At 41.1% G+C, this 19,562-nt stretch carries 20 protein-coding genes; all 20 read left to right on the forward strand.

From position 1 onward, the window contains the following. Nucleotides 1-5 precede the first annotated feature (5 nt). The 20 genes from NST73_RS08535 (at nucleotide 6) to asd (ending at nucleotide 19,502) form a co-directional block, all read left to right on the forward strand. Complete coding sequence (locus tag NST73_RS08535) at nucleotides 6-1,040, forward strand: hypothetical protein (protein ID WP_342499513.1); 1,035 nt, start codon at nucleotides 6-8, stop codon at nucleotides 1,038-1,040. Nucleotides 1,041-1,054: 14 nt separating this feature from the next. Further along, on the forward strand, nucleotides 1,055-1,606 hold the full coding sequence (locus NST73_RS08540; protein WP_052463351.1) for an AAA family ATPase: 552 nt from the start codon (nucleotides 1,055-1,057) through the stop codon (nucleotides 1,604-1,606). A gap of 4 nt (nucleotides 1,607-1,610) precedes the next feature. Beyond that, on the forward strand, nucleotides 1,611-2,600 hold the full coding sequence (locus NST73_RS08545) for a phosphotransferase (RefSeq protein ID WP_342499514.1): 990 nt from the start codon (nucleotides 1,611-1,613) through the stop codon (nucleotides 2,598-2,600). Next, on the forward strand, nucleotides 2,597-3,325 hold the full coding sequence (locus tag NST73_RS08550; RefSeq protein ID WP_045034282.1) for an SDR family NAD(P)-dependent oxidoreductase: 729 nt from the start codon (nucleotides 2,597-2,599) through the stop codon (nucleotides 3,323-3,325). The genes NST73_RS08545 and NST73_RS08550 overlap by 4 nt, the downstream gene beginning before the upstream one ends. A 14-nt stretch (nucleotides 3,326-3,339) precedes the next feature. Beyond that, complete coding sequence (locus NST73_RS08555; protein ID WP_100325000.1) at nucleotides 3,340-4,113, forward strand: SDR family oxidoreductase; 774 nt, start codon at nucleotides 3,340-3,342, stop codon at nucleotides 4,111-4,113. A 16-nt stretch (nucleotides 4,114-4,129) separates the two neighbouring features. Beyond that, nucleotides 4,130-4,936, forward strand: a complete 807-nt coding sequence (locus tag NST73_RS08560; RefSeq protein WP_144678989.1) for a histidinol-phosphatase — start codon at nucleotides 4,130-4,132, stop codon at nucleotides 4,934-4,936. Between the two features lie 24 nt (nucleotides 4,937-4,960). Further along, nucleotides 4,961-6,043, forward strand: a complete 1,083-nt coding sequence (locus NST73_RS08565) for a myo-inositol-1-phosphate synthase (protein ID WP_268374141.1) — start codon at nucleotides 4,961-4,963, stop codon at nucleotides 6,041-6,043. Nucleotides 6,044-6,046: 3 nt separating this feature from the next. Then, nucleotides 6,047-6,898 carry an HAD hydrolase family protein gene (locus tag NST73_RS08570; RefSeq protein ID WP_342499515.1) on the forward strand — a complete coding sequence of 284 codons (852 nt, stop codon included), beginning with the start codon at nucleotides 6,047-6,049 and terminating at the stop codon, nucleotides 6,896-6,898. Continuing rightward, nucleotides 6,899-8,035 (forward strand): aminoacyl--tRNA ligase-related protein, encoded by a 1,137-nt coding sequence (locus NST73_RS08575; protein WP_052472182.1) that lies wholly within the window; start codon nucleotides 6,899-6,901, stop codon nucleotides 8,033-8,035. Further along, nucleotides 8,022-9,152, forward strand: a complete 1,131-nt coding sequence (locus tag NST73_RS08580) for a nucleotidyltransferase family protein (protein ID WP_041507277.1) — start codon at nucleotides 8,022-8,024, stop codon at nucleotides 9,150-9,152. Before NST73_RS08575 ends, NST73_RS08580 begins: the two co-directional genes overlap by 14 nt. Before the next feature lie 4 nt (nucleotides 9,153-9,156). Then, the gene (locus tag NST73_RS08585) at nucleotides 9,157-10,413 is read left to right on the forward strand and encodes an ATP-grasp domain-containing protein (RefSeq protein WP_342499516.1); all 1,257 of its coding nucleotides are present in this window, start codon (nucleotides 9,157-9,159) and stop codon (nucleotides 10,411-10,413) included. Beyond that, entirely contained in the window at nucleotides 10,400-11,710 is a 1,311-nt protein-coding gene (locus NST73_RS08590) for a hypothetical protein (protein WP_161565247.1), read from the forward strand. The genes NST73_RS08585 and NST73_RS08590 overlap by 14 nt, the downstream gene beginning before the upstream one ends. After that, entirely contained in the window at nucleotides 11,676-12,869 is a 1,194-nt protein-coding gene (locus tag NST73_RS08595; RefSeq protein WP_161565248.1) for an acyl-CoA dehydrogenase family protein, read from the forward strand. The genes NST73_RS08590 and NST73_RS08595 overlap by 35 nt, the downstream gene beginning before the upstream one ends. Before the next feature lie 25 nt (nucleotides 12,870-12,894). Further along, nucleotides 12,895-13,890 carry a hypothetical protein gene (locus tag NST73_RS08600; protein ID WP_058337322.1) on the forward strand — a complete coding sequence of 332 codons (996 nt, stop codon included), beginning with the start codon at nucleotides 12,895-12,897 and terminating at the stop codon, nucleotides 13,888-13,890. After that, nucleotides 13,859-14,413, forward strand: a complete 555-nt coding sequence (locus NST73_RS08605; protein WP_058337321.1) for a hypothetical protein — start codon at nucleotides 13,859-13,861, stop codon at nucleotides 14,411-14,413. Before NST73_RS08600 ends, NST73_RS08605 begins: the two co-directional genes overlap by 32 nt. A 12-nt stretch (nucleotides 14,414-14,425) precedes the next feature. Then, nucleotides 14,426-16,393: an asparagine synthase (glutamine-hydrolyzing) gene (gene asnB, locus NST73_RS08610; RefSeq protein WP_326241454.1), complete on the forward strand. Its 1,968-nt coding sequence runs from the start codon at nucleotides 14,426-14,428 to the stop codon at nucleotides 16,391-16,393. A gap of 61 nt (nucleotides 16,394-16,454) precedes the next feature. Continuing rightward, nucleotides 16,455-16,727 carry a YlmC/YmxH family sporulation protein gene (locus tag NST73_RS08615; protein WP_282747179.1) on the forward strand — a complete coding sequence of 91 codons (273 nt, stop codon included), beginning with the start codon at nucleotides 16,455-16,457 and terminating at the stop codon, nucleotides 16,725-16,727. 123 nt (nucleotides 16,728-16,850) lie between these two features. Then, a complete protein-coding gene (dpaA, locus tag NST73_RS08620; protein WP_017359065.1) occupies nucleotides 16,851-17,753 on the forward strand; it encodes a dipicolinic acid synthetase subunit A in 903 nt (300 codons plus the stop codon). Further along, a complete protein-coding gene (dpaB, locus tag NST73_RS08625; protein ID WP_017367267.1) occupies nucleotides 17,750-18,343 on the forward strand; it encodes a dipicolinate synthase subunit B in 594 nt (197 codons plus the stop codon). The genes dpaA and dpaB overlap by 4 nt, the downstream gene beginning before the upstream one ends. Nucleotides 18,344-18,482: 139 nt before the next feature. Further along, nucleotides 18,483-19,502, forward strand: coding sequence for an aspartate-semialdehyde dehydrogenase (gene asd / locus NST73_RS08630; protein WP_017359063.1), 1,020 nt, complete (start codon nucleotides 18,483-18,485; stop codon nucleotides 19,500-19,502). Nucleotides 19,503-19,562 lie beyond the last annotated feature (60 nt).

Here is a 19,562-nt window from a genome sequence, read left to right on the forward strand (position 1 = left end):
TAAGGATGAAAGAAAAAGTCATTGATGCCGTTCATGCATGTATTCATACAAAAGAACCCATGGCAGTGACCATTCATCCATATGAAATTGAAAAACACCAACAATTGAATCAACATCATCTTCTATTGATGCTAAAGCCTGAATTAACCAGTATCCATAAAGGTGTACAGCTTGATCGAATACTAGATGAACTTCTCCTACGCTTAGATAATCATGATGTAGAAATAGGAGCCGTGCGCGTTATATCATCCTTATATTTGAAAGAAAAGAAAATAATAGAAAAACAATATGGAATGCTGAACAAAATCTCTAAAAACGGTCTGAGTGAATTGTCAGATACGGCAAAAAAGATGCTGTTCTTTAAATATCCAGAGTTTAAACAGAAGGAACATTTCATATATGGAGGCCATCAATTTTTACAAAAGTACGAAGAGCTTACGCCATATGGTTTAGAGCTTCTTACACGGAACATGAAGGTGGACAAGCTAGGGGCGGGCACATACGCCATAAAGGCCGAGGTGGATGGAGAACAGATGCTTCTGCTCAATTCATTCCACCCTTGTCAAATTGAGTGGTTCACTGCACCTGCAAAGTCTATTATCGTCATGGAATGTTTTTCAAAGAAGCCCATGAGGATGTTAAGAGAAGACTTTATCGGTGCAACGGACCCTAAAGAGGCAAAAGCAGGTTCTTTTAAACACATGCTGCTGTCGGAGCAAAAGCGGTTTGGTTTAACGAACGTGTGTACTCGATTTAATGGCATTCACCTGTCACCAGGACCTGTAGAAGCAATGGCGGGAATGATTCACTATTTTCGTACACCTGAAACAAGGCTGACCCCCGCACATACACTTTTTGGCCAGTTGTTAAAGAAAAATGGCTTTTCGGAGGAATCACTAGATCTGTTATGTGAAGATGTGTCCATTCATTCAAGCGAAGTGCCAGTATTTGAATTAACTGAAAACCTCAATTGGGATGAATCATTAGATCTGTTAACAAAAGTGAGAAACGACATTCAAAAGCATGAACGTGTTCTGTAACAGGGGGGAACCACTTGAATAATGAAGGAGCTAGCCAGCGAATATGGATTGTTGGTCCACCTGGATCTGGAAAAACGACCCTTGCCCATCACTTGAAACAGGAATTCATGTTACCTCACTATGAGCTCGATGCCCTGTTTTGGCAAGCGAACTGGAAAAAAACAGATCGGAAGTTGTTTATCGATAACGTCCATGAAGTTGTTAAACAAAAGAAATGGGTGATTGATGGTCAATATTCATCTGTTCACCATATCTTGACTGAATATGCTGATACGATCATATGGCTTGATGTGAAGAGAAGGAAGACATTCCCCCGTCTCATGAAAAGGACGTTCAAGCGGCTCATGACAAGGGAAAAACTTTGGAATGGAAATAAGGAGCGAATAGGTAATGCGCTCCAATTTTTCTCATATGCCTTTCATGTGTATCCAGAGGTGCTCCATCAAAACGAGAAGCTTTTTCATAAATTAAAAAAAGAATCACGTGTGAAATGCCTGCGCATAGACAAGCAGGAAGCAGCAGATCTGGTACTTAGGAAAATCAAAAACCTTGAGAAAAAGGGGTGAGGACATGATGAAATCTGATGATGCTGATAATGTCCTGAAATATTGGTTTTCGGAACAGCCAATCCGCTTAACACCTTTAAACGGAAGAAGCCCTAATGAAGGCTGGCTTGTAGAGGATGCTAAAAACCGCTTTGTCTTAAAAAAATGTGCGAGAAATCATGATGCAAAGTGGCTTCAATATTTAGAAGATTTAACAGATGCTTTGCTTGATCATGGTTTCCCGATTCAACCAATGATAGAGGCAGAGAACGGTCGTAAAACCATTTTATTCAAAGAACATTTTTGGCAGTTGCGGCCCTATTTTGAAGGAAGGCCATATGAAATGGGAAATCGTTCAGATGAACAAGAAGCCATTCGGGTATTAAGACAACTTCATTCATTAAAGAACTTACCGAAAGGGCCTGTGAACCCAAACTGTGAATTGAAAAACTGGATAACTTCACCGGACGAAACACTGGATAAGACGGCAAGTGTATTAAAGAAAGTCGTTTCTTCTCAAAAGGCTGCTTCTTTGCTTAAAGTGTATGAACAGGAGCTGATGAATGTACTCACGCTGCTAAATCCTAGTCTGTATGAGGCATTACCACATGCTGTCACACATGGTGATTTTCATTCTGGCAACCTGCTCATCCGTCATAAGAAGCTCGCCATGGTTCTTGATTTTGATACAGCAGGTTATAGACCACGAATTTATGATGCAGCCATATCTGCTTTTTTGTTAACGAGAATCAAGCGGGGAACATTTCAACTAGACATTGTGAAAACGATTCAATTTTTAAAGGCATATGCCAATGACTTATCTGAAAACGAGTGGCGTTCTATATCTGGTTTTATCAGACTTTTATATATTCCGACAGGTCGGTATTTAACACTTCTGCATACTTACACACCTCACTTATTGAACTGGTATATTGATTGGTCCTTGGAAGCACTAGAATCCGCATCAAGTCAGCTGAAAGAAGAATGGTATCTCCAAAAGGAGATGAGGATTTGAAGGTTGCTGTTGTCACTGGTGGAAATAGAGGCATTGGAAAAGAAGTGTGCAGACAGCTTGCGCAAGATGGCATGCTTGTCATTTTAACAGCACGGCAGATTGAAAATGCTGAATTAGCTGCTTCTGATATAAATGAGCAGGTTGTGCCATACCAGCTGGATGTGACAAATGAAGAGTCGGTTGAACGTCTGTCGGCATTTATGAAGGATTCGTACGGGAGAGTGGATGTGCTGATTAATAATGCGGGAGTCTTTCTTGACAACATAATGGATGACGCCTTTCCATCTTTTTTAGATCTTCCTGTATCGACACTTCAAGAAACGATGAATGTCAATGTGTATGGCGCAGCCAGAATGACCAAGGCGGTTTTCCCTTACATGAAAGAGGCTGGATATGGACGAATCGTCAATGTATCTAGCGGCATGGGAAGGCTCTCCGCCATCTCCGCTTCAAACGATGTTAGGCGTGACGGAAAAAGCGGTCCTTACTACAGGATGTCAAAAGCGGCTTTGCACGTTCTGACAAAAGTCACGGCTTTAGAGGGGGCGCCATTTTCTATTCTTGCGAATGCGGTTTGTCCTGGCTGGGTACAAACGGACATGGGGACATCAGAGGCGGTTAAAACTGTACAGGAAGGTGCATCAGGAATCGTATGGGCGGCACAGCTCCCCCGAGATGGACCAACAGGAGAGCTACTAAGAGACGGTAAAAGACTTCAGTGGTAAGAGGAGGCAGCTACATGCGAGGGATGAAAGAAAAGACAGTGATTGTGACAGGCGGGGCGCAGGGGATTGGATATGCGGTCGCAGAACGAGCAGCACAAGAAGGGGCGCAAGTCGTCATTGCTGATCACCATGTAGATTACGGATTAGCAGCAGAAAAAAGGCTCAAAGAAATTGGATATGATGTGTTGTTTATAGAAGCTGATATTGCTGATGAGGCAGCCATTGTCTCAATGGTAGAAAGAACAGTCGATCATTTTGGGAAAATTGACATGCTTGTGAATTGTGCAGCCGTTTTTATCATGCGTGGCCTTGAAGCTACTGTTGAAGAATGGCGGCGCATCATGGACTTAAATATTATGGGGCAAGCCCTATGTGTCAAACACACGTCACCTTACATGGAGAAAATAGGAAAAGGATCCATTGTAAATATTGCCTCCATTTCAGGTCATATTGCCCAGCCGAAATATTTAACATACAACGCAACAAAAGCAGCCGTTGTGAATATGACGCGATGCATGGCAATGGATTTGGCAGATGCAGGTATTCGTGTGAATGCAGTGAATCCCGGTACGGTGTGGAACAAAAATAACGAACGATTTCACTTGGAAGAACTTGGATTGACAAGAGATCAAGCAAATCAGCACCCTGATATTGGAGGGATGCACATGTTAAAACGAACAGCTGATCCAGAAGAGATCGCATCTGCTGTCATCTTTCTTCTCTCTGATGAAGCGAGTTTTATCACAGGAGAAAATCTAATGGTTGACGGCGGCTATACTGCCATGTAGAGGAGTAAACATTTTGATGAAATTTGATCTGCACACACATCATCAGCGCTGTGGTCATGCGGAGGGAAACATCAGAGAATATATCGATGAGGCTGTTAAACTAGGTCTAGAATGTATCGGAATATCGGATCACTCCCCGTTTTTTGGTGAAGAGGCTGATCATTTTAAACCATGGGTAGCGATGGCAAAGAGTGAATTTCAATCATATGTAGAGGAAGTCCAGCAATTGAAAAAGGAATATGAGGGGAAAATTCACGTGCTATTAGGTGTTGAATCTGACTATTTTCCAGAACACGAAGCCCTCTACCGAGACGTGTATCGACATTATCCATTTGATTATATCATTGGCTCGGTTCATGTCAGTAATGGATACGATCTATTCAACCGGAAACGCTGGGAACGAATCACAGAGCAACAAGCCATCATTGAAAAAGAGACATATTACCAGTTGATTAAGATGTCTGCTGAGAGTCAAATGTTCGACGTTTTAGGGCATATTGACGCCTTAAAAGGTTTTTATCCAGAAATTGCTCATCTCAAAACAGAAGCTGTCGATGATGCGCTAAAAGTCATTGCGGAGAGTGGTTCTGTGATTGAAGTGAATACCTCTGGCAAAACAAAAGACTGCGGCGGCTGGTATCCATCAATGGATCTATTAGAGCGAGCCAAATTTTATGGTGTGGAAGTCACGTTTGGCTCAGATGCTCATCAGCCCGCCCGCGTGGCAGATGATTGGCTGAAAGTGAAACAAACGCTAAAGGAATTAGGTTACCAGGAATGGTGTATTTTTCAATCTCGTCAAAAGCGAAAATTGGCTCTATAAATTCATAAAAAAGGGGTTATGAAAATGACAAAAGTTCGTGTAGCAATTGCAGGAGTAGGATCATGTGCGTCAAGTATCGTTCAATTTGTTGAGTTGGCTAAGGAAAAGAAAGATACGCTCTCTGGTGTTATGCATGACGTCATTGGAGGCTATCAGTTATCTGATGTCGAATTTGTTGCAGCTTTTGAAGTAGATCTAAATAAAGTCGGAAAAGACTTATCAGAGGCCATTTTTACTAAACCAACAGCTGCAGTGAAACATATCGATGTTCCGTTTTTCCAAGTAACCGTCGAAGCAGGTCCTTTATGTGATGGACTTGAAGGAGATTTGTCCAACTGCATTCAACCACATGAACATTCACTGAATATGAAAACACATGATGTGACGCAAAGGTTAAAAGATGTTCAGGCAGATGTACTCGTCTGCTTCTTACCAACAGGTTCGTTTGAAGCAGTTCGTGTGTACGCAGAGGCGTGTGCACAGGCTCAAACAGCCTTTATTAATGCGACACCTGAACCGGTGGCAAATGATCCTGAGTTTGTCAAAATGTTTGAAGAGTCGGATACCCCGCTCCTTGGAGACGATTTAAGAAGTCACTTAGGTGCAACCACACTGCATACAGCCTTAATTGAACTTTTAAAATCCCGCGGGATTGATATCACCAATACGTACCAACTAAATGTTGGAGGCAATACGGACTTTTTAAACCTAGCCAACCCTATGAGATCAACGAGTAAGCAAAAATCGAAGAGAAAAGCATTGTTCGCTTCAGGTATTGATGCCAGTGAAGTGGCAGCAGGTCCAAATGGTTATGTCAGCTACTTAGGGGATCATAAGGTCTGCTTCCTGCGATTAGAAGGGAATTCGGTTTTAGATTCTGACATTTCACTTGAAATTCGTTTACAAGTAGAGGATAGTCCGAATTCAGCTGGTGTCATTGCGAATGCGATGCGTGTTGCAAAAGCAGCTAAAGATATGAATCATAGCGGTGTCATACATGACGTCTGCCCATTCTTATTTAAGAGTCCACCAGTTGGACAAGTCGATTCAGAATCATTACGTCTGTTCAATGAATATGTGGCAAATGCTGAGCTGAAAAAGGTGTAACCAGTGGAAGCTGAACTCAATCTTCGCAAGATAAAATTTGCCGCTTTTGACTTGGATGGAACATTAATTGATGACAGAGGCGAGCTTATTGGTGATGTCCATGGCGCAGTGAACATGCTGCGCCAAAGAGGCATTATTCCCATCATTGTGACAGGAAGAACCTATGATTCTTTCTTCTCACTGGATTTAGATCGATCTCTACTCGCCTTATTTCATCATGATGTTTTGCTGAATGATGGGAATGTCATTTGTCATCATGAAAAGAAAACATTTGAGGTGAAGCGGTATGTAGATGCAGCTTTATGCCAACAGATCATCACATCACTTGATGGAAAAGCTGAATTTGTCATGGAATCTCATGGGAAGCACGTGGCATCAAGTAAAAGCGCTAAGTTGAAATACTGCATGCTATATAGCTTTCCACGAGAAAAAATAGAGGTTGGTCACAAGAAAGAATTTAGCTTTGACCATGTAACTAAACTATTTATTTTACCAAAAGAAAAAGTGGATCTTGCTCAACAATTAAAAAATTGTCATTGCGACGTAGCAGATGCCCAGTTTTTAAATGCTCAAGTCATATCTCCAAAAGGGATTTGTAAGGCAGACATGCTTGAGCACCATTTATTCGATTGTTTTGGAGAAAGAGATTTAGATCGTGTGATTGCCTTTGGAAATGGTCATAATGACAGGCTGATGCTGAAGAAGGCCAAGTGGGGGCTAGCCGTTCAAGATAGTCATCCGTCGGCGATTGAGTTAAGTGATGTTCATTTACAGGAGCCTATTTCTGATTATCTATTTAAAGTTTTACAATCATTTGAAACGCCGCACGTTATCAATGAAAAGGGAGGTATTTAGTTGAGGACCCTTCAACTGCCTTTACCAGAAGCATTAGAAGATACAATGATATCGGATTTTATGGAAAGAGTTTCATTTCTATCTGCTCATATTGTGCACGTGGCTCTTAACGAAGAGGAATCTATGATTGAAGTAACCGTAGATAAAATGGGAGACAAAGAGGCAATATCAACTGCGTTTTCGAATCTATCGTCAAATATCGCACAGCTGCGGAGATTTCGTGAAAAAGAAATAAAATCAAATATTCATTTATCTAGTGAGCCTGTTCATTCGAAACTAAGCGAAGAAGATCAGAAAAGAACTTTCTATGATGAAGTTGAATTGGAACTTTCAAACTACTTTGATCAATTATTTTTAAATATAGGGATTTCACTTGGAGCGAAAGTAAGGCGATACCCTTCGACGATCAGTAAAGATTTAATGGAAAAATGTAAGTATCATACGAATTTTCCACAAAATATTTATTCTGTTTTTGAGATCCCTCATGATTATCAAATCATTGATGATATTCGAGAAAAGCATCATGGTTTTCAGCCTGAACACTTCCAGCAGGCAGGCCGTTTTTTACAGCCGTGTATTTGTTATCACTGCTATGAGGAATGGGAAGGGAAGACATATACAGACAATCAAATGATGACAGCAACGGGGCAATGTTTTAGACATGAAATCTCTTGGAAAGTGGACCCTCTCAGGAAAATAGAATTTAGTATGCGCGAAATTGTCTTTATTGGTCATCAAGAATTTATCAATGAAACGAGAAAAACACTCCTTGAGAACACATGGGAATGCTTTCATCAACTTGGTCTAAGTGGAAAGGTCACGACCGCAAATGACCCTTTTTTCTTTTATGATGATATGGATAAAGCGAATTATCAATTAATGGCTAATAGCAAATATGAATTAGTCGCTGTGACAGAAAAGAAAGACGTTTCAATCGCTTCTTTTAACGACTGCGGAGAGATGCTTTGTGAAAGGTTCCATATTAGCGGAGAAGATGGTCTGCCGCTTTATTCAGGTTGTGCGGCATTTGGGATCGATCGTTGGGTTCAAGTGTTTTTACAAACATACGGTCGAAATCGAAAGGATTGGCCGAAAGACATGCTTCATTTAAAGGAGGAGCGCTATGCTGCAAAGTAATCTGACTCAAGAAGAACATACAGCTCTCACTTTATCGACTCCTTTTTTAAAAGCCAGTCAAATTGAAGAGATGCAGGAGCTTTTGTATAAGCAGCAAGACTGGAATGTCATTCTCGGGATGCTGCATGTTCACCGGACAGCAGGAATTGCGTGGAAGAATATTAAACGTTATGCCATTCATTTAAGAAAAGAGTTTAAAGCGACTTATTTTTTAAAGTCATTAGAGATTATGTATAAGGGTCAACTAGAAACGGCTCGAGACAATATCAAGTTAAATGATCAGTTATTTCAAGCACTTGATCAAAAAGGAATTGAATATGCCATTGTAAAAGGAAGTGTGATTGGCCAGTGGGCATACGGTGATGTTGGGCTTCGCTTATTTGGGGACAACGATCTCTTTATCTCACAAGATCAGCTGCAAGAAACTGGACACGTATTAAACGAATTAGGCTATATTCAAGGTTCTTGGAACTATGAAACGGAGACCGTCACACCTGCGAAACGCAAAGACATCCTTTACCTCATCATGAACTCACATCAAACCTACACCTATATGAAACCTACACCAGATTGCCGCTTTATTGATTGTCATAAAATTGATGTTCAGTTTTCAGTTGACCTCATGACAGGGAACCGAACGGATTCAATCGTCAAAGAAATGCTGTCTAGACGAATTCAAACGTCTGTTGACGAGCACCTTGTATGGTCTTTAAAAGAAGAGGATATGCTTCTTTTCCTATGTATTCATTTTTATAAAGAAGCGATTTATTTAAATGAAGTGGAATCAATGAAAGACTTACTGCTTTATAAACTGCTAGATATATATGGCATGTTTATGAAGGAAGACCTACTCGATGTGGATTTGTTTGTCCGCCAGACGAAAGCGTATGGCTTTGAAAAGATGGTCTATTTTGCTTTTCATTATGTGAATGAGGTCTTTCCTCAAACGATTCCTGAACTTGTCATGGATGCACTTCAGCCTGAATCGCTTACTTATTTATCCGAAGTGCTGGATGCAAATGATGTCGTTCATACTTGGAATCAACCAATTCGTAAACGATTCTTTCATATTAATCGATCTTTAGATATTAACAAGCATTCTGTGCATAAGGAGTAGTGTCATGAAAGATCCGGCATCGCTATTTGATTTTAAGGGAAGAAATGACGTGATTTGGTATGGGAATATGAATCAAGAACAAAGCTGGGATCAAACAAGAGCTTTACCAGTCATGACAGACCATGTTCAAAATGAACTGGTTCTTCAGCAAGAACAACAACTGCTTTTGATTGCATCTAAAGAGCATCATGTCATCTTGCATCATCAGCCTGATAAAGCTTTTTTAGCCTATTTGGAAAATCAAGGTGTCCAGCTTCCGCATATGACTCAACTAGACCAAGCATTTAAATTAAATGGACTGATTGTACCGTATCTTTTAGATGAATCACTTGAAAAAGAAGCATTGATTGAAAAAAGAACGATATACGGCTCAAATGCTACACTCGTAAAGCGGTTCAATCATAAGATTTCTACTAGAAGATGGGCAGAAGAACATCTGTTTAACGTCACATGCGGCGCTATCTGTCATGATGCTGACGAATTAAAACAGACGTATGAAGAATTAAAGGCGAAGAATTTCTCCAAAATGGTTCTGAAAATACCTTATGGATCATCTGGGAAGGGGCTGCGTATTTTAAAAAATGACCGAGAATTTATGCAGCTGCTGACCTTTATTGAAAGAAGGAATATCGAAACGGATTTACTCTTAGAGGGATGGCATCCGATTAAACGGTCCTTAAATGCCCAATTGCTCATTCAAGAGAAGGGGTCACACTTACTCTCCATTACAGAGCAGAAAATTAATGAGGACGGCATTTACTTAGGGACGGATTTTGCGCCTGTGTATGAATTGGACAAAAAACGTGAATACGAAGCAAGCATGCATCGAATCATAGAGCTTCTTTATGATGAAGGGTATCGTGGTGTGGTTGGTGTCGATTCAATTATTGATGAAAATGAACAGCTCATACCGATCATTGAAATAAATGCCCGGTTCACACAGGTCACTTATTTACTCCCGCTGATTTGTCGTTTTTTTTCAACCTACGAATATATCGAAAGCCGCTTTAAAAGATTCTCATGCCGCGCTGACCTGCCATTTGAAGATGTCTTAACGGAGGTAACAGAAGCACTTAATCCGGGAGAAGATGGCGGGTTCTTTATTTATACTTTTGGTAAGACGAGATCTGATGATATGTGGCACTATCGATTGTTTATCTTGTTTTACCATATGAAGAAGGACAAGCAGATTCATATGCTGACCATGTTTGATGAGATGGAATTTTCATCAGAAAGGAGGAGGAGAAGTGCTGGAAAATGACTTTACGCTCTTAGAGAAAGCGAATCGTTATGGGACGCCGATGTATGTATACGATGGAGATGCATTGAAAGAGCACTATGAGCACATTACATCATGGCTCCATCAAACAGCTGAGGTGTTCTTTTCATTTAAGTCCAATGGAAATGTCTCGATTGCATCATTGTTACGGTCTTTTGGAGCTGGTATAGAAGTGGCTTCTGAAGGAGAGCTTTTCATGGCGATAAAAGCAGGTTATTCACCGCAGCAAATCATTTTTTCTGGACCGGGTAAGCAGAAGGAAGAGATTGATACCGCTGTTCAGCATGAGATCTATTGTATTATCGCCGAATCTAAGGAAGAACTGACCTACATCGCTGAGTCTGCAAAACGTCAAGACAAGCAGGCATCAGTAGGCATTCGGATCAATCCAGAATCAATTGAATCACGAGCCAAAATAAAAATGGGCGGAGTTCCAAGTCCGTTTGGAATAGATGAATCTAAACTGAATGATGTATTTGATCTGTTTCAGAAGTATGATCATTCGCTGCTATTTAAAGGTATCCATATGTATCTGGGGACTCAAGTTCTTGATGAAACATCGCTTTTATCATCGTTTGAATACACACTTAACACAGCTGTTCGAATCAAGAATGAATATGGACGAACATGCCAGATGGTTGATTTAGGTGGCGGTTTTGGCATTCCGTATTTTCAGCATGAAACCCCGCTTCATGCTGAAAGGCTATTTCAACACGTAGCGGATTTGATTAGATCATATGAAACTGAGCTTGAATTTCCGAGGTTTATTATAGAAATGGGGAGATTTCTTTTAGCAGAATGTGGTGTTTATTTAACAACGATACAATATGTAAAAGAATCAAAAGGGCAGCCGTTTTTAATAGCAGATGGCGGGATGCATCATCATCAAGCGATGACGTTTAGAGGCAGACTGCTCCGCAATAATTACCCTATGCGGCTTATTAAACATTCCAGCAACACCGCAGACGTAGTGAAACAATCAATTGTTGGTCCACTTTGTACACCAGAAGACTTAATTGGCAGGCAGGTGGAGCTTCCGCAAGGGGAAGTAGGGGATCTTCTTTGTATTGAGAAATCTGGTGCATATGGACTGAGCTACAGCCCTACCTTATTTTTAGGTCATTCTTCTCCGCTTGAGCTACTGTTGTTTGAGGGGAACGATTATGTTGTGCGAGATAGAGGGACCCCGGAAGATCTCTTATGGAAACAAAATAGATCACTCTTTAGACAAAGGAGGGGTGGAAATGAAACTGACAGAGCTTCGACAAGAAACGATTGATCGTCTCATTCTCCAATTTTCAGAAAGAGCAGGGCAGCTGGATGCCGAATCTCGGTTCCCACATCAGAATCTAGACGAGCTGATTGATTGTGGATTACATGTCGCCAATATGCCAAAACAAGACGGAGGTCTTGGATATGGATTTGAAGAAACGATCACCTTGTTGTCACACATATCTAAAGGGTGTGCGTCAACAGGCCTCATTATGGCGATGCATTACTATTCGCTCGGCGCATTTTCTGAAGTGCTGACAAGTGAGCAGCAGGCTTCGGTATTTGACGATATTCGGCATTCAGGAGAGTTCATCGCTTCTGTCAGCGACCCGAATGTGATTTTTATTTATCAGCGAAAGCAAATGGAGGGAATTCCAACCATCACCGCCGAAAAAACAGATGGCGGATATCTTGTGAGTGGAACTAAGTTTACTGTGACAGGTGCACCGCGCATTAAATATTTGCCAATCTATTGTGAGTATGCCCCGTCGTCATGTACATCTCAATATGGAATGACGGCGCTTTTAATGACATTACCGAGTGAAGGTGCTGCGGTGGAGGAATCGTGGAATTATTCGGGAATGAGAGCATCGATGAGTCATCACATTCATTTTGATCAAGTGTTTATACCCGATCATCAGCTCATCGGGCGGGAAGGCTACGCAATAGAAGATACTGAACATTTAATCTATTGGTTTCGTTTAGCTGTTACCGCTGTTTATTACGGGATTGCAAAGGCAGCATATGAACATGCCCTCGGTATGGCATATAAAAGGAATGATCGAATTTCTAAGAAAAAATCAGCCTTTTTACCAGGTCAACAATTTCGTATTGCAGATATGAAAATGAAATTAGATGTTGCACATTCTCAGCTCATGGCCTGTGCCCAGCAAGCAGATCGAGAAAAGAAACAAACTCATTACTCGAGTGAGTTGTATACGAAGACGCTGATTACTAAACACTTTGTGACACAGGCGGCAGAAGAAATCGTGGAACTGGCTTCTCAGGTCGAGGGTTTTTCTTCATTACAGCAAGGATCTTTGCTTGAGCGCTTAAGCCGAGATGTGAAAGCGGCAAAATTTCATCCACCTTCAGAAGATGTATTAAAAGAAGTGATTGCGAAAAAAGAGCTGGGCATTATCCCGTTAAAAAATCGCTGGGTATGATGGCGTAAAAAAGGAGGAGACATATGTGGCTACTGCAGCACCTATTTACCGAAACAATTATTTAAACTGTTCTCAATTAACGATTGCAGCCATGCTTCTTAGACAAGGAATTCAAATCGACAGGATTTGGAGGCAAGCTGGTCTTGTTTATAGATCTCAAGACCAAGGATTTGTTTTGATCGGTTCCTTTAAACATTTTCGTGAAGATATTCTGCATCATAATGGCATTCATTTAGAAGAAATTTTTTACACCGAAGAGGAATTAGACCTCTATATGAATCGGGTTTTTAAACAGCATCCTGAGAGAGGCACTGTGTCTGTTTCTTTAGATATATTTGAATTACCGTACTGTCCATTTTTTGAAAGAGAACATGGATATCATACATTGGAAGTACTTGAGGTGAATGATGATCATGTAGTGATCAGTGACCATGCTTATTCCTATCATGGCACATTGAGTAAAGATCATTTGATGAAAGCCGCACGCTCTGTCTACGAACATACGCCTCGAACCGAAAATCGTTATAAATGGATCAAACAGGTTGATCTTGAGAAAGAACCGGATGTAATGAAAGTTTTAAAAGAGCATGTCGCCATATTAGAAGGTGCACCGCCACATTTTGAATTGCCTGGAGCTATCACAGGACTTGACGCAATTTCAGTCATTCAAAGAGATTATATAGATAGTATCAAAGGTGATGAAAATGGTAATTTATTAGACAATGTTTATTTTGAAGGACTAAAGGATGTCGCCAACTCCAGAAAACATATGGTGACATTTTTATCATCATATGAAAATGAGCATTTACAACCCCTTATTCAAGCATTTGAAGATGCTTATCAAAGCTGGACAGTGCTTGCTAATTTCACAGCTAGAGTCGGCCTCAGCAAAAATCCTCGCAGTATGATTGAAAGAACGTCGAATCGGTTTCAAAAAACATTAGAAGTGGAGACAAGCCTTCTCACGCAACTAAAAGAGGTGATTCAAAATGAAAACCTATCAACCCCTCACTCTTCATGATTATGTCAATAACAGAGGCATCACATATCAAAATGAATATGAAAAAGGCCAATTAACCATTGGCGGGGCTTCTTTGCCGGCTGAGTTGGTCATGAACGTGAAAGACTCTTTGGTCGAAGGCATTCCTTTTCAGTTCATTTATCAAGATCAAGGAGACAATATTGAATTAGAAGGTCAGTCTATTCAACTTCAGGCAGTTGAAGCAGAAGCGCTCCATGTCGTTGGCTGTTCATCTAATGGTAATCTCTACGAAAAGATGACATTATTACGAGAGGGGACCGTTGTCTTGGAATCTCGTCTTTCATTAACCGATGTGATTGAACGTGAACCTGCATTTGATGATCGATTGGCTTATGCATTTGATTATATTCATACGGTAGCCGGCATCAATCATCATTTGACATCAAACCTATGGATTGATTCGCTTTCCTTCTCGCAAAAAATCGTTTTTGATGAAATCCGCTTTCAAGATAATCCATTTATGCATATTTTCGCAATGACGATCCAGCAGTCAGATCAGTGATGGAAGGGAGCCATGTCTATGTGCGGCATTGCAGGTTATTGTCATTTTAACAAAGCACCACTTGATCCACACATCTTACTGAAGATGAAAAACGTACTTAGTGTGCGTGGACCTGATGATAGTGGTGTATATCAAGACGACTCAGTTGGTTTGGTTCATACGCGGCTTTCCATTATCGATATTCAATCTGGGCCGCAGCCAATAACAAATGAAGATGAGTCTATTTGTGTGATTTTAAATGGCGAGATATATAATTTCCAAGAACTAAGAGAGGACTTATGGAATAAAGGTCATACGTTTCGTACGCTGACAGATACAGAAGTACTTGTTCATGGCTATGAAGAATATGGTATTTCTTTTATTGAGCAATTAAATGGAATGTTTGCAGCTGCGATATGGGATCAAAAGAAGAAAGAATTCTTTTTATTTAGAGACCGGTCTGGGATTAAGCCGCTTTATGTTTCAGAATGTAGAGGAGGGCTTATTTTCGGATCGGAAATGAAGGCTCTTCTTCAGCATCCAGATATACAAATTGCCATTCAGCCTGAAGCTGTCCTTAGTTATTTATCCTTCCGTTATGCGGTCGGCGAGCAAACTTTCTTTCAAGGAATTCAAACATTACCCCCAGGGGTCATCTTGAAAATAGATGAAACAGGAATGACAAAAGAGGCCTATTGGCAATATCCTTTCCCATCTGATGGAATTGACAGGGGAGAACGTTATTATCAAAAGGGATTGTTTGAATTACTTCAAGATAGTGTCCAAAAACAAATGATGTCTGATGTACCTGTAGGAGCTTTTTTGAGTGGAGGAGTGGATTCGACTTCCATTGTTGCTTTGATGTCCAAATATGCGAACGAGAATATTCACTGTTTTTCGACCAGCTTTGAAGAGGAAGGTTTTTCTGAAGAAAGCTATGCCAAGCTCGCAGCAGAACAATACAACGTCAAGCTTCACTCGCATCGAATGAGTGAAGAAGAGTACTTTCAATTATTGCCAGAAGTTGTGAAACGAAGAGATCATCCTCTTTCCATTCCTCATGAAGTCGCTTTTTACCATATGTCACGTGAAGCAAAAAAGCATGTAACGGTTGTTTTGTGTGGTGAAGGAGCGGACGAATTGTTTGCAGGGTATGGACGTGTGTTTAGGAGTCCTTCAGATTGGCGTAAAATTTTATGGCTTCAAAAAAACCGAAAGCTGTCATCAATCCTTTCAAAGGTATTATTTGAACCGTCCTTTCAGCAACAGGTGCATCAATTTATCCATCTTGATGGGGAAATGGAACATTATAAAAAAAGATATGCTTGGTTTACCGATAGCGAAAAAGAGCAGCTCTTAGGTCAGCACGCTCATTCAATTGATTCTGCTGATTTGCACATGAATCAGTTGATCGCCCATTGCTTTAAAGAGATGGAAGGGGCGTCGTATGAAAACAAACTGCTCTATTTATTTCAACAAATTCATTTACCCAACTTGTTAGACCGGCTTGATATGATGACGATGTCACACGGACTAGAAGCACGTGTACCGTTTCTTGATCATCGCATCATCCAATTTGTCAACGATATGCCTTTCAAGTACAAACTTCCTTATAAAGGGCTACCTAGCAAAGTGCAAGCATTTTTCCAATCGAGCCTTAAAACAAGTGAGGTCCAAGATATTCCGAAATATATGTTGAAAAAGACAATGGAGCAAACGGTGGATAAGCGTATATTATATAGAAGAAAAATGGGTTTTCCGGTTCCGGTGTATCATTGGATGAACAAAAGAATGGGAGAAATCGAAGAGAAACTTCTTGATCAACAAAGTTTTGCAACACAATTATTTCAAAAAGAGCCGCTAGAACAATTTTTGCGACATCATTCGAATCAGAAGAACAAAAATGGAGCGGACCAAAAAGTGTGGATGCTTTACAACTTGGAATTATGGCATGATCACTATATCAAAGGGGCGCGTCTTCCGCTCCAAACTAGTCATTAAGAGGCCCGGTCTATTCACCATCCCTGCTGCATATATGATATGGAAGGGGAGTGATGCGATTTTGAGGCTGAGTGAGCTGTCAGGAAAAGAGATCGTCGATATTAAAAGAGCGGAGCGGCTTGGCGTGCTTGGACAAACCGACCTTGAAATAAATGAACAGGACGGTCAAATTACAGCACTCATCATACCTTCCGTCAAATGGTTTGGCTTTCGAAAACAAGGAAATGACATCCGCGTTCCGTGGAATCACATTCAAAAAATAGGATCAGATATGATCATTCTCGATGTGCCTGAAGAACTTCAGCCGCACGGAGAAAAAGGGCACCCACTATAAATGGGTGCTCTTTTTCTTTTCTCTCTCCGATTTGTTCACAGGCTGAATCCTCTCCTCATATGCTGAAAGGGAGATTCGGAAAATATTACAGACTTTTTTAAATAAAGAAGGTGAACGGTCAGTATGTTGAGCGGTTTAACGGTTGCGGTGATCGGGGGAGATGCTAGGCAGCTTGAAATCATTCGCAAGCTGTCACAGCAGCATGCCAAAGTGTTTTTGGTCGGATTTGATCAGCTGGATCATGGATTTATTGGTGCTGAAAAGCTGAAAATGTCAGAGCTTCCATTTGAACAAGTGGATAGTATGATCCTTCCGGTATCAGGTGCTACAGACGAAGGGGTCGTTGCCACCGTTTTTTCAAATGAGAAGGTCGTGCTAGAAGCTAAATATTTAGAAAGAACCCCTGCACATTGTACCTTGTACTCAGGTATTTCTAATATGTACTTAGACAATATGGCAAAGCAGGTGAACCGGAAGCTTGTGAAGCTGTTTGAGCGAGATGATATTGCCATATATAACTCTATTCCAACAGTTGAAGGGATTATCATGATGGCCATTCAGCAAACGGACTATACGATTCATGGGTCACATGTCGCTGTTCTCGGACTTGGTCGAACAGGGCTCACCATTGCCCGCACATTTCGGGCGCTAGGTGCGGAAGTGAAAGTTGGTGCTGCGGATACAGCCCATTTAGCGCGAGCCTTTGAGATGGGACTTGATCCATTTTCAATGGACCGTTTAAAAGATGAAGTAACGGATGTCGACATCATCATCAATACGATTCCAAGCTTAGTATTAGATTCATCTGTCATCGTCAGCATGACACCAAAGACACTCATTTTGGATATCGCCTCCCGCCCAGGTGGAACAGACTTTGACTTTGCACAAAAGCATGGAGTGAAGGCGCTTCTTGCACCAGGACTTCCAGGGATTGTGGCACCAAAGACAGCCGGGCAGATCATTGCAAAAGTGCTATCTGGTCTCTTATGTGAACTTGCGGAGGAAAAAAGGGGGATGGAATCATGACTACACTAAAAGGGAAAAGAATCGGCTTTGGTTTAACAGGTTCTCACTGCACGTACGAAGCCGTTTTTCCGCAAATCGAATCACTCGTGAAAGAAGGGGCAGAAGTGCGTCCTGTCGTGTCATATACGGTGCAAAATACGAATACGAGATTCGGAGAAGGAGCGGACTGGATTGAGCGGATTGAGAAGCTGACAGGATTTCAAGCGATTGACTCAATCGTCAAAGCAGAGCCGCTTGGACCAAAACTTCCACTTGATTGTATGGTCATTGCGCCTTTAACAGGCAATTCAATGGCGAAATTTGCAAATGCACTGACAGACAGTCCAGTCTTAATGGCTGCTAAGGCGACCATTCGTAATCATCGCCCTGTCGTTTTAGGCATTTCCACCAATGATGCATTAGGTTTAAATGGTACAAATCTCATGAGACTCATGTCGACAAAGAATATTTTCTTTATTCCATTCGGCCAAGATGATCCATTCAAAAAACCGACTTCCATGGTAGCGCATATGGATCTACTGACGAAAACAGTAGAAGAGGCGCTCGAGCATAGACAAATTCAGCCCATTTTAATTGGATCAAACGAATAATAGATTCACTAGAAAATCATGAAAGATTCAAAAAAGGTACTTCAAGCCTTGCTTTTCTATGGTAAAATAAAATGTAAAAAGTCATAGGATGGCCATCCGAAAGAAAAGAATCATGGATGGGTCGGAAGGAGTTTTACTGATGGGAAGAGGATTGCATGTAGCTGTAGTTGGAGCGACTGGAGCTGTCGGTCAACAAATGTTAAAAACACTAGCTGACAGAGATTTTGAAATGGATACACTTACTCTACTATCCTCAAAACGTTCTGCTGGAACAAAAGTGACATTCAGAGGTCAAGAGTATACCGTTCAAGAAGCAACACCTGAAAGCTTTGAAGGGGTCAATATTGCACTATTCAGTGCGGGAGGAAATGTTTCCAAAGCGCTAGCTCCTGAAGCAGTCAAACGAGGTGCAATTGTTGTCGATAATACAAGTGCTTTTCGTATGGACGAAAATACCCCTCTTGTCGTACCAGAGGTAAACGAAAAAGATTTGCATGACCATCAAGGGATCATTGCAAACCCTAACTGTTCAACGATTCAAATGGTAGCGGCGCTAGAACCGCTTCGTCAAGCGTATGGCATGAAAAAAGTCATTGTGTCTACTTACCAAGCAGTATCAGGTGCAGGACATGAAGCCATTGACGAACTGTACAGCCAGTCGCAAGCCATTTTAAATAAAGAAGATGTGAAACCAGAAGTCATGCCTTATCAAATTGCCTTTAATGCGATTCCGCAAATTGATAAATTCCAAGACAATGGCTATACATTTGAAGAAATGAAAATGATCAATGAAACGAAAAAAATCATGCACTTGCCAGAGCTGGAAGTAGCGGCAACATGTGTGAGACTACCAATTGAAACGGGTCATTCAGAATCGGTTTACGTTGAACTTGAATCAAATGACGCAACGGTTGATGACGTCAAGTCCATCCTAAAAGATGCACCAGGCATCACATTACAAGATGATCCGTCTCAGCAAATTTATCCAATGCCTGCAGATGCTGTTGGTAAAAACGACGTATTTGTCGGCCGCATTCGGAAGGATTTGGATCGTCCAAATGGCTTCCATATGTGGATTGTATCTGATAACCTGCTAAAAGGCGCTGCATGGAACTCCGTTCAAATTGCAGAAAGCTTACGAGCATTAAAATTAGTTTAACATTCAATGGATGATGAGGACGAATAGAAGAGAGTTAGGCATCTTTCGCCTGCTCTCTTC

Origin of the sequence: Bacillus sp. FSL W7-1034 (assembly GCF_038593365.1) — a bacterium.
Classification (GTDB): domain Bacteria; phylum Bacillota; class Bacilli; order Bacillales; family Bacillaceae; genus Bacillus; species Bacillus altitudinis.